This window comes from Aeoliella sp. (assembly GCF_965227375.1).
Lineage (GTDB): Bacteria > Planctomycetota > Planctomycetia > Pirellulales > Lacipirellulaceae > Aeoliella.
This window is the reverse complement of record NZ_CBDDFX010000002.1, coordinates 4,809,353-4,824,916: the sequence shown is the minus strand read 5'-3', so window position 1 is coordinate 4,824,916 and position 15,564 is coordinate 4,809,353. Positions and strand designations below refer to the sequence as shown.

The 15,564-nt window shown below is 60.4% G+C and carries 12 protein-coding genes; 1 reads left to right on the top strand and 11 read right to left on the bottom strand.

The features are described 5' to 3' along the window. Nucleotide 1: 1 nt before the first annotated feature. The 8 genes from ACQK2L_RS31740 to ACQK2L_RS31705 form a co-directional block, all read right to left on the bottom strand. Entirely contained in the window at nucleotides 2-1,891 is a 1,890-nt protein-coding gene (locus tag ACQK2L_RS31740) for an ABC transporter ATP-binding protein (protein ID WP_425401078.1), read from the bottom strand. Between the two features lie 172 nt (nucleotides 1,892-2,063). Further along, nucleotides 2,064-3,491, bottom strand: a complete 1,428-nt coding sequence (locus ACQK2L_RS31735) for a hypothetical protein (RefSeq protein WP_425401077.1) — start codon at nucleotides 3,489-3,491, stop codon at nucleotides 2,064-2,066. Nucleotides 3,492-3,551: 60 nt separating this feature from the next. After that, nucleotides 3,552-4,052, bottom strand: a complete 501-nt coding sequence (locus tag ACQK2L_RS31730) for a DUF1569 domain-containing protein (protein ID WP_425401076.1) — start codon at nucleotides 4,050-4,052, stop codon at nucleotides 3,552-3,554. A gap of 150 nt (nucleotides 4,053-4,202) precedes the next feature. Beyond that, the gene (locus ACQK2L_RS31725; RefSeq protein ID WP_425401075.1) at nucleotides 4,203-4,790 is read right to left on the bottom strand and encodes a 3-keto-disaccharide hydrolase; all 588 of its coding nucleotides are present in this window, start codon (nucleotides 4,788-4,790) and stop codon (nucleotides 4,203-4,205) included. 93 nt (nucleotides 4,791-4,883) lie between these two features. Continuing rightward, on the bottom strand, nucleotides 4,884-6,290 hold the full coding sequence (asnS, locus tag ACQK2L_RS31720; protein WP_425401074.1) for an asparagine--tRNA ligase: 1,407 nt from the start codon (nucleotides 6,288-6,290) through the stop codon (nucleotides 4,884-4,886). A 12-nt stretch (nucleotides 6,291-6,302) separates the two neighbouring features. Beyond that, complete coding sequence (locus ACQK2L_RS31715; protein WP_425401073.1) at nucleotides 6,303-8,072, bottom strand: divalent metal cation transporter; 1,770 nt, start codon at nucleotides 8,070-8,072, stop codon at nucleotides 6,303-6,305. 58 nt (nucleotides 8,073-8,130) lie between these two features. Next, nucleotides 8,131-8,961, bottom strand: coding sequence for a sugar phosphate isomerase/epimerase family protein (locus tag ACQK2L_RS31710; RefSeq protein ID WP_425401072.1), 831 nt, complete (start codon nucleotides 8,959-8,961; stop codon nucleotides 8,131-8,133). 79 nt (nucleotides 8,962-9,040) lie between these two features. Beyond that, the gene (locus ACQK2L_RS31705; protein WP_425401071.1) at nucleotides 9,041-10,135 is read right to left on the bottom strand and encodes an NAD(P)/FAD-dependent oxidoreductase; all 1,095 of its coding nucleotides are present in this window, start codon (nucleotides 10,133-10,135) and stop codon (nucleotides 9,041-9,043) included. A 196-nt stretch (nucleotides 10,136-10,331) separates the two neighbouring features. On the opposite strand from ACQK2L_RS31705, the gene ACQK2L_RS31700 reads away from it, so the two are divergent. Then, the gene (locus tag ACQK2L_RS31700; protein WP_425401070.1) at nucleotides 10,332-12,161 is read left to right on the top strand and encodes a carbon starvation CstA family protein; all 1,830 of its coding nucleotides are present in this window, start codon (nucleotides 10,332-10,334) and stop codon (nucleotides 12,159-12,161) included. A gap of 6 nt (nucleotides 12,162-12,167) precedes the next feature. Here the strand turns inward: ACQK2L_RS31700 and fliM are convergent, their stop codons facing one another. The 3 genes from fliM to folP form a co-directional block, all read right to left on the bottom strand. Next, complete coding sequence (fliM, locus tag ACQK2L_RS31695; RefSeq protein ID WP_425401069.1) at nucleotides 12,168-13,259, bottom strand: flagellar motor switch protein FliM; 1,092 nt, start codon at nucleotides 13,257-13,259, stop codon at nucleotides 12,168-12,170. 45 nt (nucleotides 13,260-13,304) lie between these two features. After that, nucleotides 13,305-14,579: a glutamate-5-semialdehyde dehydrogenase gene (locus ACQK2L_RS31690; RefSeq protein ID WP_425401068.1), complete on the bottom strand. Its 1,275-nt coding sequence runs from the start codon at nucleotides 14,577-14,579 to the stop codon at nucleotides 13,305-13,307. A gap of 90 nt (nucleotides 14,580-14,669) precedes the next feature. Further along, entirely contained in the window at nucleotides 14,670-15,563 is an 894-nt protein-coding gene (gene folP / locus ACQK2L_RS31685) for a dihydropteroate synthase (protein ID WP_425401067.1), read from the bottom strand. Between the last annotated feature and the right edge of the window lies 1 nt (nucleotide 15,564).

Genomic DNA, 15,564 nt, shown 5'->3' with positions numbered 1-15,564 from the left:
GCTAGAGCAACGCCCCTTCGCTCTCCATAGCATCGCGCTGGCGAGTGACCATCTCGTAGTAGACGCCGCGTTGCTGCATCAGGTCGACGTGCGTGCCACGCTCGATGATTTGTCCGCCCTCCATCACCAGGATCACATCGGCGCCAGCCACGGTCGACAGCCGGTGAGCGATCACAAAGGTGGTACGCGAGTGCATCAACTTGTCGAGCGACTCCTGGATCAACTGCTCGCTCTCGGTGTCGAGGTTACTCGTTGCTTCGTCGAGAATCAGGATTCGCGGATCGGCCAGAATCGCCCGGGCGATGGACAGTCGCTGTGCCTGCCCGCCTGAGAGTCGCACGCCGCGTTCGCCGATCATCGTGTCGTAACCGTCGGACAGCTCGGCGATGAACTGATGGGCGTTGGCGCGGCGGGCGGCGCCAACCACCTGCTCGTCGCTGGCCTTGGGATTGCCGTAGGCGATGTTCTCCCGCACGCTGCCATCGAACAGAAAGACCTCCTGCTGCACCACGCCCAGCAACTGCCGATACGACGCCAGGCGGTAGTCGCGCAGGTCGACGTTGTTCAAGAGGATGCGTCCGGACGTGGGATCCTGGAAGCGGGCGATCAAGTCGGTGATGGTCGTCTTGCCCGCACCGCTGCGACCCACCAGCGCCACGGTGCTGCCACCCGGTACGTCCACCGTGAAGTCACTCACTACGGGCTGCCCTTCGTGGTACTCGAACAGCACGTCCTCGAAACGAACTTCGTCGACGTGGTCCGGTGCTTCCAGGGCGTCGGGGCGATCGGGCTTGTCGACCGGCGAGTCAAGCACTTCGAACACACGTTCCATGCCGGCCAGCGAGCGTTGCATTTCGGAGAACGTATTAACGATCTGCCACACGGGGTCGAGCAGCATTAACGTGTACCATTGAAAGGCCATGATGTCGCCGATGGTGGTCTTGCCACCGATCTGCATGGCGCCGCCCATCCACACAATTACCACGTTGGCCGATGCGAGCAGGAAGCCCCAGAAACTCCAGAGCAGGATCTCGCGCCAGTGGGCAAAGAGCTGCTCGCGAACAATCGTGTGGCGATTGCTGACGTACTCGACTTGCTCGTTTTTCTCGCGCTGGAACGAGCGGACCACGCGAATGCCGCCGAACGTTTCGCTCACGCGGGCGTCACTCGCCGAGTTTTCTTCCCGCATCGCCCGATAGATTGGCCGCACCCGCTTGGCGACAAACAAGCTGAGCCCCAGCGCCGGCGGCAGGATCATCATGGCCAGCAGGGCCAGCTTCCAGTTGATGGCGATCAAGATTCCGATCGCAATCAACAGCCGCACTAACGAGACGCCCGGTGAAATGATGGCCAGTTGCATTAGGCCCGTGGTCAGATCGATGTCGCCACTAAGCCGGCTGATGATGCCGCCGGTCTTCATGTCGGTCAGGTCGTTCAGCGGCAGGCCGAGCATCCGCTCGAACAACGCTTTGCGGAGCGACATGAGCACCCGCACGTTGAGAATCCGCTGACAGTAGTTCTTCGTCGAATCGAGCAGCCGCGCAAGGAGAATCACTCCCAGGAAGCAGAACCCAGTGATGTTCAGCAATCGCATCCGACTGGAGCTGTCGAGTCCCTCGACCAGTAGCACATCGTCGATGATGTACCGCATGAAGAGCGGTTGGGCCATGTCGAGCGCGGCCACGAACAGCGCCAGCAGCAGCAGTCCGAAGGCCATCCCACGATACGGCGCCAGCCAGGCGATGTAGTCCCACAGATAGCGGCGGCGGTCGGCTTCGGGCGGTCGCTTACGGTTGCCGCGGCGCTGCTCGGCCAATTCCTTCAGCCGCCCTTCGCGATAGGCCTGACGAAATTGACGAAAGCGGAGTCGGGATGAACGGTTCTTGTGCACGAAAACAGAGGAAGGCAGTCAGCGCCTGGGCGCGAGCGAGTGGAGCGGGGACGTTGCATCCTATGCGCCGCATCGCTGATGGGGAAGATGCAAAAGCTGGATTCCGGCGAACGCTACTACGAAGCTGCTCCCGTGGACGTTCGACCCTACCGCTCTATGAGCGGGCAAGAATCTACTCCGGCTCGGGCTCCGAATTCTGCAGGTCGAGTCGCTCGAGCGGGACGTTGCGGAACCGAATCGGTTTGCCCCATACCGCCTTGGCTTCGGGATTCCGTTCGATGTGGGCGGCGTTAGGTACCAGCAGAATATCGCCGAACCTGGTCTCGGGATCGATGCTGTCCAGGTTGCCACGATTCTCGCTGCCGCTAAACATCCGTCCTTGGTCCTGGAGCAGGATGTAAGAACCACCAAGTTCCACCTCCTGATCGTCGATCACCGCCACCACGTCCATACTCAACGAGATGGGTAGCGAGTCGTCAAAGAGCAACTTGGCCGCGACGGAGTAACCTTCGTTCGATTGCTGAACCACGAAGCGATCGACACGAATGCTACGCACCGACGCTGGATCGAGTTTCGGATCGGTGTCGAGCTTCACGATCTGCTGGGCGCCTGTGTAGACCTTGAATGGCACCTTGATCTTCTTGGTCCACCGCTTGCGAGCAACCGGCCAGCGGTCCGCCGGTAGATCGTTGGTGTTGAGTCCGAACATCTTGTCGGCGTCGATGTAGGCGCAGTCGAGTTCGATTTCGAGCCTGTGGTCGCCGGCTTCGAATTCATGATTGAAGTAACCGTGGAAATCCGACGAACGGGCGTTGTGGTTGTTATGGTTGAACTTGATTGGATCGCCATCGACGGTAGCCTTGTTAATGGTCCACAGCAGTTGGACCGGCACGCCTGAGTGGTCGGCCCACGTCGACCCGTACTTGATATGCATCCTTGTGTTTCTCGACAACCCTTCGCGCAGCCGCTGGAACGGCTCTACGGTGGGCTCGGGGCCGTAGAACGCGTCGCTGAACGCGATGATGGTCTCGTCGGACAACATGCCGGCGGCTGTGGTGGCCTCCATGAATTCATTCTGCCAATTCATCGGTTTGTCCCAACCGCCGGGTTTTGCCGCTTTCATTTGCTTGGCGACTTCCATCACCGCGGCATCCGCTTCGGCGGCCGATAACTTACCGTCCTGCAGTCGCCGGTTGAGCTCATTCCAGACCCACGGTTCTTCGTATTGTTTGGGCAACTCGGTAGCAATGATTTGCTTAGTCGTCATCATGCCTAGTCCGCCAGGGCCGGGGCGCATGAACATCTGGCTCAGCAGCAACGTTCCAAACCCGACAAGCGGCATGCACAGGATCGCCAGTGCCCACAGGATGAGTCCCCGGCTCCGCAAGCGGCGGGCGCAAACAATCAGCGTGCCTATCGCGAGTAAGAATGGAACGATCGTGGAGAGGATGTTGAGCGAGACCTGGAATATCTCGTGGTGGCGAAAGAACATCCGCCCCAACAGGCCCAATCCCGCTCCCAGCAGCACCAACGCCACTAGCATCCACTTCAGGCTGATGCGGACACCGGGCTTGGCTGCTGTTTCGTGCTCTGCGGTCATACAAGTTACGTTCGTTCGTAGGTGACCCGTATTGGCAGAAATCTCACAAACTGCGGCACACTAGGCATCGTCGCCCGGGTAGCGCAAGAAACTGAGGTGCAATTCTGCATGGCGGAGGTTGAGCTCCACGCGATCTTCCATCGACATTTCGCCGAAAGCAGGGCTATGGAACTTGGCCGGCTCGTCGCCTTGAAGTCGCTCGATGCCGCTCCGCATTTCGCTCATCCCTTGAGCAAACTCCACGGGCTCGATGCCGGTCGTACCTCCTTCGACGCCCGGGATGCGAACGCCGCTCGGCATCTTGCCTTTGAGCATCTTGGGCAGCCGCCAGCGGAGGAACCACCGAACGAACCACGGCGGAGGATCCATCGGGTAGCCATCCCAGCCGTAGTGAATCCAGGCGGCCAGGTGTCCGAGGATTTGTCCAGGCGTCCAGTTGCCGATTGCGGAAAGTTGATCGGACTTGGCCGCTGCGTCGATGCGGTCGAGTTCGGTGGACAGAGCGTCCAGGTTGGCGAAATGGAGCTCTCGACGTTCGGTGCTGGCAGATGAAGTAGTCATGCCAGCCATTTTCCCGCAAGGCAAGCCCGGCTGCAAGTCAGCTGGACGTGCCTTGTCAAACGAATCTCTTCGGGTAGTGATCTCGATAAGCGCCTGAAGTATCGGTGACGTCTTGTGAACGATATCCGAAAGGTTCGGCTTGATCAAAATCTAATCCAGCTCAGCAATGCGGATGTTGCGAAAGTCGATGGCCATGTCGCGACTGGGATGGAGTTGGATTCCGATGGGGCCCCGCTCGCTGGCGGTTTCCGACTGGTAGTTCATCACCAGCTTGCCGTTGAGCCAAACGGTGTAGTAGTCGCCGACCGCCACGATGGTCATGGCATTCCACTCGTGTTGCTTGAGCAGGTCGGCAACGCCCTCGGCTTCTTTGGGATATCCCTTGCCGGGAATGTAGGGCGAGGCGGTCATGTCGCGTTTCAGCGAGCCCGACTCGCCGATCTGAATCTGGTCGTGCTTGCCGCGAATGAACACACCGCTATCAACGGTGCCTTCGCCCATCTTAAACTCGAGCTGCATAATAAAATCACCGTACTCCCGCTTGGTAAACAGCGTGGAGCCCTGTTGTTCGGGATCGCTACGGACTTGCATCACCCCGTCTTGCACGGTCCACCACAGGTTTTCCTTGGGTACCTTCCAGCCAGCAAAGTCTTTGCCGTTAAATGCCGGAGGGAGCCCGTCCGCAAACACGGGTGCGGAGAGCAGGAGACAGGCGATCAACAGCAGTCGATTTGGCATGTTACAGATCTCAAGTAAGTGCATGATGTCCGCGGCGCGCTACGCCGTTGCTATTAGACATCCAACAACCACTAGAAGTGCCGCAAAAAACGGTCAAAATTCTGCATTTCCGGGAGTCCGCGGAAACGGAATCACATCACGGATATTTGCCATCCCGGTGACGAACTGCACCATCCGCTCGAGCCCCAGTCCGAAACCGGAGTGTGGCACCGTGCCGAACTCACGGAGCTCACGGTACCACCAGTATTCTTCGAGATCGAGCTCCTGCTCGCGCATGCGGGCGTCGAGCACGTCGAGTCGGTCCTCCCGCTGACTTCCACCAATAATCTCACCGACGCCGGGAGTCAACACGTCCATCGCCCGCACCGTGGGACGATCGGGGGCCGCGTCATCGTTCACCTTCATGTAAAACGGCTTGATCGTGGCCGGGTAGTCGTACAGGATCACCGGCGATTCGAAGTGCTGCTCGGTGAGGAACCTCTCATGCTCGGCCTGCAGATCGAGCCCCCAGGCGACGGGGAACTCGAATTTCTGGCCCGACTTTTCCAAAATTTCGACGGCGTCGGTGTAGGTGACTCGTTGAAAAGCACCACCAGTGACCTTTTTCAGCCGAGCGAGCGTGGTGTCGTCGATCCGTTGCTGGAAAAAGTCCATGTCCTCGCCACAGTCTCGCAGCACGTCGCCCACAATCCGCTTGAGAAACCGTTCGGCCAGCGCCATGTTGTCGGTCAGTTCGTAGAACGCCACCTCCGGCTCGACCATCCAAAACTCGGCCAGATGCCGAGAGGTGTTGCTGTTCTCCGCGCGGAACGTCGGCCCGAAGGTGTAGATTTTGCCCAGCGCCGTAGCGTAGATCTCGCCTTCGAGCTGCCCGGAGACGGTGAGGTACGCCGCCCGTCCGAAGAAGTCGTGGGCGTAGTCGACTTCGCGCTTGTCGTTGCGGGGCGGGTTGGCCGGGTCGAGCGTCGACACGCGGAACATCTCGCCGGCACCTTCGCAGTCGCTGGCGGTGATGATCGGCGTGTGGATCCACAGAAAGTCCTCTTCCTGGAAGAACTCGTGGATCGCACGGCAGATGCGATTCCGCACCCGCATCACCGCGCCGAATGTGTTGGTTCGCGGCCGGAGGTGGGCCCACTCGCGAAGCTTCTCGAAACTATGTCGCTTCTTTTGCAGCGGATAGGTTTCGGGATCGGCCAAGCCGTGCATCACCACACTGGCCGCGTGGATCTCCGTGGCTTGACCTTTGCCGCCCGACTCTTTGACTTCGCCTTCGACCGTAACGCTCGAGCCAGGTGAGAGGTGCTTGATCTCCGACTCGTAGTTCGGAAGCTCCCCATCGGCGATCACCTGGATGTTGCCCAGCGAGGAACCATCGTTGATCTCGATGAAGCTGAACCCGCCCTTCGAGTCGCGGCGCGTACGCACCCAACCCGACAGTCGGATCTGCCGGCCGATCGATTCGGGCTGCCGAGCGAGAGCTACTGAGAGTCGATCCATCGTTATGCATCCTCAGTTGGAGACATCTGACAGTGTTTTGGGTTTCACAAAGAATCCCGCGGCGACGGCGACCAGGTAGGCAATCGACAGCCCAAGAGCCACTTTTCCGACGAACGCCGCATCGGGGTTCGGGTTGGAGATCTTGTTGTATATCGAAGTCGACGCGGCGGCGATAGCTCCCAACACAGCAACAACCATCAGCATGTTCCACACCATGCGAGGAAGCCCTTCGGGTCGATCGGCGCCCAGAGCCTGCTTGCTATTCATCAGCATGAAGAAGGTCAGATACGCGATCGGCAAAAAGATGATGCCGAAGCTCGAAGCGAAAATGGCGAGCCACATCTGCGCATCGTCCTTCCAGATCAGGGGCCATAGGGCGCCACACACGCCGGCGACCAGGCAACCGAACAGAAATACCGCTTGATTGTTGGGCTTACCAAAGGCCTCACGGAAGGCGAACCCGTTGATCATCATCAGCACGATCATGGTGGAAAACCCCATGCCAAACACACCCAAGCCAAAGACCAGATTCGCTTTCTGCTTTCCCAAGAGCGGAGCGAGAGCTTTGGAAAGGCTGAAGGCATTGCGCCGCACGAGTGAAGCGGCGATTTGCTTTTCCTCGCTTGGCAACTCTGCCATCTTGGTTACGATGGCCGTCTTTTCTGTACCATCGAGCTTGTCGAAATCCGCTGGTGTAATCTCCGGGGCAACGCGCGCGAGCAGGTTGTTCTTCGTGCCGCCATATAGAGGGCTTTCTTGAAACGCAGCAGGATCATTGCTCAACAGGTTTTCATCCGCTTGGCCATGAAAGGCTTGCGCCGCGGCAATCACGACACAGCTTGTTACAAGTACGTACGGAATCGCCATGCCCGTCGACAAGTCGAATCGAGCGAGGCCGCGAAACGTCTTGTCCCAGCCCCTTTGCAGCAGTGAGTAGGGCATGAGAAAGGTCATGTTGATTCCTACAGCGGTGGCAGCGGCGCCGATCATGACGTCGCGCTGTTCGCGTACCAGGCGGGCTTCCCAGAACTGCTGCGCATCTGGCGATAACTTCTCGATGAGTGCTTCCAGCTTGCCGGTAGCGTGGCCTGCTTGTCCCAAGTCGGGCAGGAAGCCAGCGAAAATCTGCGACCAGTTGAGCTCTCCCTGAACCGAGAGCGTGATAACAACTCCGAAGAAGCAGAGCACGATCGTTGCGATCAGGGCCTTGAGAAACCAATCGAAGGCTTTTGCGGCGACTCCACCTCGCATGCTGAGGAGCAATACGCCCAATGCGAGCGCCAGCAGTACGAACGAAACTCCGTACTTGGCTCTATCCGACCAACCTTCGCCAGACTGGACTTCGGTTCCCATCACCGCTGGACCAAGGTTGTTTTCCAATGCTTCGAAACACAGACCGAACTGTGGCATGCACCAGATGATGTTTGCCATAGCCGTAGCGACCAACCAGCCCCAACCGAGGACTGGGTTGATGTGTTCGTTAATCATGGCGAAGGGGCGTTGGCCGGTGGTGAGCGTCACATAGCTTATGGCCGAAAGCATAACGACGCCCAACACAATGGCCACCAACTGCAGCCAGAGCATGCTGGTGCCACCGAGGATGCCCAAGAACAGCGCGCCGGCCAGCGAGCCGCCACCCAACGTAATGGCGCTTTGCAGCCAGCCGGGGCCTGATAAGCGGATGAACGCGCCTATCGTGGCAAGTGGTCCGGACGCCTGAGCCTTCGCCAGGAGTTCTCGATCTCGCTCGACGCCGGTAATCGGCTGGTTCTCTTCCGCCATGACAAGTCCTTCACGACGAAGCACCGCGCCTTAGTTCAGAGGGCGGGCCTCTTGGTTGTTATTCTGCCTGCGCAAGGCAGGTTTTCATGTAATCGATACTCTCTTTTGCCAGTCTCTCCGGCCCAGGGGAGTAGTCGAACACCTCTACCGATACCCAGCGATCGAAGTTTACCTCTTGCAGCGCCTTCACGATTGGCACGAAGTCCAACTCTCCAAAACCTGGGCCCTGCAAGTTGGGATCATTCGCGTGGAAGTGACAATACGATCCTTCATGGATTCTTATCACCTCGGCAATTGGTTGTGGCTCCGTTGCCCACATCGCTTTGCAGTCAATCATCATCTCCACTTGCGGAGAGCCCACCATGTCGACCAGGCGTTTCGTGCTGGCGATATCGAACAGGAAGTTGGTTTCGGCCGCCGACAGTGGCTCCATTGCGAGTGTCACGCCAGTCTCCTCCAGCACTGGAATTGCTTCGGAGATTACCTCCTGGGCGTTTGAGTACGCTTGGCAAAGGCTGATCGAGTCGGGGCGGTTGCGCTGCAGCGGAGAGCCAAAGATCATCACGTCGCCGCCCAGATCGCGGCATAATCTGGCTAACTCGCCGAGGTACACCGACGTCCGCCGGCGCACATCCGCGTCAGGCGTGGTGAGGTGTAATCCTTCGGTCTTCGACAGGATCCAATGTAGCCCGCAAATCTCGATGCCGGCTGCTTCGGCTGCACGGCGCAACTCGCTACGTGTAAACGGCGAAATCTTGGTAACGTCGGTATTGAGTGTGAACGGAGCGATCTCTACCCCGTCGTAGCCGCACTCGGCAGCGAACTGAAAGATGCGATGCTGCAACCACTCGGCTTCGTGAAAAGTTTCGTTGCAGATTGCGAATTTCATATCTTCAGTTCAGATAGTCGAGTCAAACCAGCGAATCCTTGTACCTACAAACGACACATGCGGTTGCAGTGGCGCCCGCCTAGTGTAATCCCTGAGCGGCGAGCCATCGTTCGGCATCGAGGGCCGACATGCAGCCAGTGCCAGCGGCGGTGATCGCCTGACGGTAGTAGTCGTCCGCCACGTCGCCGGCGGCGAACACGCCTTCGACGCTGGTGTTGGTGCGGAACGGCACCGTCCACTTCAGGTACTTTTTGTCCGTCATGTCGACCTTGCCTTCCAGGAAGGCGGTGTTCGGCGTGTGGCCGATGGCGACGAACATGCCGCCCGCTTCGACCTCGCGGTCCGATTCGCCCACGGAGGAAGTGAGCCGCACGCCGGTCACTCCGTCGGTGTCGTTGCCGAGCACTTCGCCGACTTGCGTGTTCCAGAGGATCTCGATCTTCTCGTTCTTCATCGCCCGTTCGGCCATGATCTTCGACGCCCGCAGTTCGTCGCGGCGATGGATCATGTAGACCTGGCTGGCGAACTTCGACAGGTAGTCGGCTTCCTCGACGGCCGAGTCGCCACCTCCCACCACAACCAGAGGCTTGTTGCGGAAGCGGGGCAGTGCGCCGTCGCACACCGCACAGGCGCTGACGCCGTTGTTCTTGTACTTGTCTTCCGACTCGAGCCCCAGGTAATTCGCTCGCGCCCCGGTGGCGATGATTACCGCTTGGGCCTCGACCTCTTCGCCGCCGAGACTCTTGAGCTTGAAGGGCCGGTCGGTGAAGTCGACCTCGACGATGTCGTCGGTAACGACCCGAGTGCCAAAGTTCTTGGCCTGCTTCCGCATCAGATTCATCAGTTCCGGCCCGCTGCACCCTTCCTTCTGGTGCATGTCGGCCAGCCACGCGTTTTCTTCGTCCAGCGAGTCTCGCAAGTAGTGACTAAGATCGCCCGCAGGAAAGCCCGGATAGTTCTCAACTTCGGTCGTCAAGTTTAGCTGTCCAAGCGGCAGCGTGCCGTCCTGACGGTTCTCTTCGGTTACGGCTCCTTCGAACACCAACGGTTCCAAGTTTGCACGGGCGGTGTAGATGGCTGCGGCCCAGCCGGCGGGGCCGCTGCCGACGATCACAACTTTCTCGGGCACAACAATATCCTCTGCTGCGGGGGGTGGGGGTAGCGAAGCCCGCATTATAGGTGCCGCGGCACACTGGGTAAACAAGCCGCCGGGGCTGGCAGGGGGAGGCGACCGGTTTGCGGAATTGGAAGATAGACTTTTGGGGTTCGTTGCTCGCGCACGATCTTCGCTTGTTCCGCTGTGGGGCGGCTCGTTATTATGACGGGTCGAGTCCTTATTCCAACTTCAGGCCCGTTTCAGGCTGGTGTCGATGCTTACCATTGCGGTCGCGATCGGATCGTTCTTTGCCTTCATTGTGGCGTACAACACGTACGGCCGCTGGTTGAGCCGCAAGATATTCGCTCTGGACGACGGTCGAACCGTGCCCAGCCACGAGATGCGAGACGACGTCGACTACGTGCCCACCAAACGCTCCGTGGTGTTTGGTCACCACTTCACCAGCATCGCGGGCACGGGGCCGATCGTGGGCCCGGCGATTGCGGTTTTCTGGGGGTGGTTGCCGGCGTTGCTGTGGGTGGTGCTGGGGTCGATCTTCATCGGCGCGGTGCACGATCTGGGCGCCCTGGTGGTGAGTCTCCGCAATCGTGGCCAAACTGTGGGCGAGATCGCCGGACGGGTGATCTCGCCGCGGGCGAAGCTGCTGTTCTTGTTCATCCTGTTCTTTGCCTTGTCGATCGTCATCGCCATCTTTGGTTTGGTGATCGCAAACATCTTTGCCCTCTACCCTGCATCGGTACTCAGCGTGGTGGTGGCGGTGCCAGTGGCAATTGCCGTGGGACTTTTGGTGTACCGCGCGCGGGTGGGACTGCTGTGGCCATCGCTCGCCGCGCTGGCGATCCTGTACGGCGCGGTTTACGCCGGTGTGTACGTCGAGGGCTGCCAAATCACGCTACCCACGATCGGAACTTATGGCACGCCTGTCGTGCAGTGGACCGTGCTGCTGTTGATCTACTGCTTCGCCGCGTCGGTGCTGCCGGTGTGGTTGTTGCTCCAGCCAAGGGACTACGTCAACAGTCACCAGTTGTTGGTGGCGCTCGCGCTACTCGTAGCGGGGCTGGTCCTGGCAGCGGCCCAAGGCGACGCTCAATTGCAGAGTGCGCCGGCAGTGGCCCAGCAGATTCCCGATGATGCACCACCGATGTTGCCCTTCTTGTTCATCACGATTGCGTGCGGCGCGTGCAGTGGGTTTCACTGCTTGGTGTCGAGCGGCACCACCAGCAAGCAACTCAACTGCGAGACCGACGCCCAGTACGTCGGCTACGGAAGCATGTTGCTCGAAGGCGCCCTGGCAGTGATCGTGATCCTCGCCTGCTGCGCTGGCGTCGGCATGGGGGTAGAGGGAGGCACCGCTGGCGAGGAACTCACGGGCCGCGCCGCCTGGCAAAGTCGCTACGCCATTCAAACCGAACAAGTGGTTGCCGCCGACGGAACCATCTCTGAGGTGACTAAAGGCTGGACCAGCATGGGCCTGGGACAGAAAGTCGGCGCCTTTGTGGATGGCGGTGCGAATTTCGTCGCCACTTTGGGCATCAGTCTGCCGCTCGCCACGGCGATCATCGCGGTGCTCGTGGCCTGCTTCGCGGCTACGACGCTCGACACGGCCACTCGATTGCAACGATACGTAATCCAGGAACTGGGAAGTTCTCTGCACGTAGCGCCGCTCAGCAACAAGTACATCGCCACGACCGTGGCCGTTGTGACCGGCGGGGCGATCGCCATGATGCCGAACTCCGATGGCGACATCGGCAAGGGCGGCTTGATTCTGTGGCCGCTATTCGGGGCCACCAACCAGTTGCTGGCCGGGCTGGCGTTCTTGGTGCTGGCGTTTCACCTGCGTCGCCGCAGCATCGCCACTTGGTTCGTGGTCGCCCCGATGATGCTCATGCTGTTGATGCCCGCCTGGGCGATGATTTACAACCTGACGCACGATTGGCAGGGCAACGCACTGCTGATGAGCTTCGGCATCGGCATCCTGGCACTCGAAGCGTGGATGATCGTCGAAGGGCTGCTCACCTGGCGCCGCGCCGCCGGAGTGCTGGAGCCAAGCCTGCCACCGCTAGGATCGCTGGCCGGAAAGTGAGCGGTTCTACGCTCCCGCCTCGCCTTCCGGCACTTCACCAATATCGACGTGCTGCTCTTCGATCTCATCCACCACTCGGATGGCTTTACGGCCCTTGAACGAGCCGACCGTGGTGTGGAACTTGGGCTGGCCCTCCACACGCAGGACGAGCGGTTTGCGGATGTCTTTCTCAGTGGTCACAATGTCGCCCACTCGCAGGCCGATCAAGTCGGCCGTGGAGATGTGGGTGTCGGCGAGGTCCACCACCAGTTCGACCACCGCTCCGCCAATCTGATCGGAGAGCCGCTGAATCGATTCGCGTGTGGCGGGGCGTTTGCTGATGGCGACCCAGCTATTGGCGCTCAGCTTGTTGCCGATGCGTTCAATGGAGTTGAACGGGATGCACAGGTTCATCATGCCCCGCACGTTGCCTAGCGTGAGCTCGAAACTGATGAGCACCACCACTTCGTTCGGCGGCACGATCTGCACCAGCTGCGGATTGCTTTCCACGCGGTCGACGCTGAGATCCAGCTCTAGCACATTCTCCCACGCCCGACGCATCTCACCCAGGAACAGGTCGGTGATGCGGCCCACCAGGCGGAGCTCGATTTCGGTTAGAGGGCGGCGAGCCGGCGGCGTAGGGGTGCTGCCGCCACCCAGCAGGCGGTCGATGATGGGGAACAACAGAGAAGGGTTGATATCGAGGATCAACTGGCCTTCGAGCGGTTTGGCCGTGATCAGATTGAAACAGGTGGGGTTCTCGAGGCTGAACACAAACTCGCTGTAGGTCAATTGATCGACACTGGTGAGCTTCACCTCGACGATCGAACGCAACAGCGCCGAGAGTCCCGCGCCGAAGTTGCGGCCGAATCCCTCGTGCATCGTTTGCAGCGCCCGCATCTGCTCCTTGCCGACGCGCTCTGGGCGTTTGAAGTCGTAAGGAGTGATCTTCTCCTTGGGCCGCATCGGGGAGGAACTGGCTGCCGGCTGGGCGGCTGGAGTTGCAGGTGGCGGAGAAGCGGGCGCGGCGGGTTTGGGAGGAGTCGCGGCGCCGGCTTGAGTGCCCTTGGCTTCACTCAGCAGGCTTTCGACTTCTTCTTGGCTCAGTATGTCGCCCATGTTGCTAATCCGTTAGCAGGGGGATGAAGGGTTGTCTCGCGGCGATCAGCCTCGCACTTGGCCCGATCCTTGCACCACGTATTTGTAGGTCGTCAGCTCTTCGATGCCGCAAGGTCCGCGGGCGTGAAACTTGTCGGTGCTGATGCCGATCTCCGCGCCCAAGCCGAACTCGCCACCGTCGTTGAATCGCGTGCTGGCGTTGATCATCACGGCCGCGCTATCGACCTGGTCGGCAAATTTCTGCGATACCGGCAGGTTGCGGGTGACAATGGCGTCCGTGTGACCCGATCCGTAGCGGTTGATGTGGGCGATCGCTTCGTCGATGGACGCGACCACCTTGGCCGAGATCACCGGGCCCAGGAACTCGGCACCGTAGTCGTCGTCGGTCACGGGGTGGGCGGCGTCGACCCATTCGCAAGTGCGCGGACAGCCGCGTACCTCGACGCCCTGGGCGGCGAGCGCTTTGCCAATGCGCGGCATGAACTCACCTGCCACGTCGGCGTGCACCAGCAGCGACTCGCAGGCGTTGCACACGCCCATTCGCTGGCACTTGCTATTCACCACGATCGCTTCGGCCATGTCCAAATCGGCATCGGCGTCAACGTACACGTGACAGTTGCCGTCGAAGTGCTTGATCACCGGCATCGTCGCTTCCGACACCACGCGGCGGATCAGTCCTTCGCCGCCGCGCGGAATCGCGACGTCGATCAGGTCGTTCATCTTCAGGAAGTGTCCCACAGCCGCGCGGTCGGTGGTGCTCACCAACTGCACTGCGTGCTCCGGCACCCCATGTTGTTTGGCGGCTTTGGCCAGCAGATCGACGATCGCGCGGCTGGAGTGCATTGCCTCCTTGCCGCCGCGGAGGATCACCGCGTTGCCCGCCTTCGCGCAGATGGCTGCTGCGTCGGCGGTGACGTTGGGACGCGACTCGTAGATGAAGAACACCACTCCCAGCGGGCAGCGGACTTTGTCGATCTTGAGTCCGTTGGGGCGAACCGTCGAATCGATCACGCTGCCAATCGGGTCACGCAGCGAGGCCACTTCTTCCAGGGCCGTGGCGATGCCAGCGATACGCTCTTCCGAAAGCCGAAGTCGATCGACCATGGCGTCGGTCAAACCGTAGCCCGGCGCGGCTTCGATGTCTTGGGCGTTGGCCGCCAGGATTGCGTCGGTCTCGTCGCGGAGCAATTGGGCCGCTGCGTTCAGCCAGGCGATCTTCGTCGCGCCGGTAAGCGACGCCATCGCCCTCGACGCTTCGCGCGCTTGTTGGGCGACAGTGCGGGTGTAGGTTTCCAGATCGATTTGCGCTGTGGTCGACATGCCGGTTTTAACTGTATTTGTAGGGGCGGAGGAGTATCGTTGGTTTCGCCTGTTGGGTCAACGCTGGTTGCGGGGTATTCGTCCCCTTGCCTAGGACAATCCACCGGTGGCAGCGAATGCTAGCATCGTGTCGCGCACCTGGCGAACGTCGTGGACACGGATCACCTGCACTCCCTGTCGGGCGAGCGTCAGCGCCGCGCCTGCGGTGGCGGCCGTACGGTCGGCCTGTTTGTCTCCTACGATTTTACCCAAAAACGCCTTGCGAGAATGCCCCACCAGCAGCGGGCAGCCCAATTCGTGGAATCGGTCGCAGGCGGCCATCAGCGCGAGATTGTGCTCGTGCGTCTTGCCAAACCCGACGCCTGGGTCGAGGCAGACTCGCTCGCGATCGATACCTGCGGCCAGCAGCAAGTTCCGCCGCTGGGCCAAGTAGGTGTGAATCTCGCCGACGATGTCGTCGTACTGCGGATCGTCCTGCATGGTTTGCGGCGTGCCCTGCATGTGCATCGCGCAGACCCCCACTCCCGTCTCCACGGCCAGCGGCAGCATCTCGTCGTCGCCTTCCAGGCCGGTGACGTCGTTGATGATCTCCGCACCGGCTTCGATAGCCGCCCGAGCCACAGCCGCTTTGCTGGTGTCGATCGAAATGGGCGTCCTGGTCTTGCGCGCCAAGCGTTCGATGACCGGCACCACCCGGCGGATCTCTTCCTCCACCGGCACCGGATCGGAGTAAGGGCGAGTGCTTTCGCCGCCAATGTCCAGGATGTCGGCCCCTTGCTCCACCAGACGGAGGGCGTGTTCCACCGCAGCCGCGGCGTCGAGGAACTTTCCGCCATCGGAGAAACTATCGGGTGTCACGTTCACGATGCCCATCCACAGTGGAAGCGGAGGTAGTTTGAGCGTGCGCGTCCGCAGTCGCCATACACTAGCGCGCGGCGAAATCGGGCGGATGGGAAACGAGGTGGGCGAGAAGGGGTCGGACATA

Excerpts from the sequence above, each read along its gene's own strand:
- ACQK2L_RS31730 (WP_425401076.1), bottom strand. The coding sequence starts at position 4,052 with ATGACTACTTCATCTGCCAGCACCGAACGTCGAGAGCTCCATTTCGCC.
- ACQK2L_RS31705 (WP_425401071.1), bottom strand. The coding sequence starts at position 10,135 with ATGCGGGCTTCGCTACCCCCACCCCCCGCAGCAGAGGATATTGTTGTG.
- ACQK2L_RS31735 (WP_425401077.1), bottom strand. The coding sequence starts at position 3,491 with ATGACCGCAGAGCACGAAACAGCAGCCAAGCCCGGTGTCCGCATCAGC.
- ACQK2L_RS31725 (WP_425401075.1), bottom strand. The coding sequence starts at position 4,790 with ATGCCAAATCGACTGCTGTTGATCGCCTGTCTCCTGCTCTCCGCACCC.
- ACQK2L_RS31715 (WP_425401073.1), bottom strand. The coding sequence starts at position 8,072 with ATGGCGGAAGAGAACCAGCCGATTACCGGCGTCGAGCGAGATCGAGAA.
- ACQK2L_RS31690 (WP_425401068.1), bottom strand. The coding sequence starts at position 14,579 with ATGTCGACCACAGCGCAAATCGATCTGGAAACCTACACCCGCACTGTC.
- ACQK2L_RS31710 (WP_425401072.1), bottom strand. The coding sequence starts at position 8,961 with ATGAAATTCGCAATCTGCAACGAAACTTTTCACGAAGCCGAGTGGTTG.
- ACQK2L_RS31700 (WP_425401070.1), top strand. The coding sequence starts at position 10,332 with ATGCTTACCATTGCGGTCGCGATCGGATCGTTCTTTGCCTTCATTGTG.
- asnS (WP_425401074.1), bottom strand. The coding sequence starts at position 6,290 with ATGGATCGACTCTCAGTAGCTCTCGCTCGGCAGCCCGAATCGATCGGC.
- folP (WP_425401067.1), bottom strand. The coding sequence starts at position 15,563 with ATGTCCGACCCCTTCTCGCCCACCTCGTTTCCCATCCGCCCGATTTCG.
- fliM (WP_425401069.1), bottom strand. The coding sequence starts at position 13,259 with ATGGGCGACATACTGAGCCAAGAAGAAGTCGAAAGCCTGCTGAGTGAA.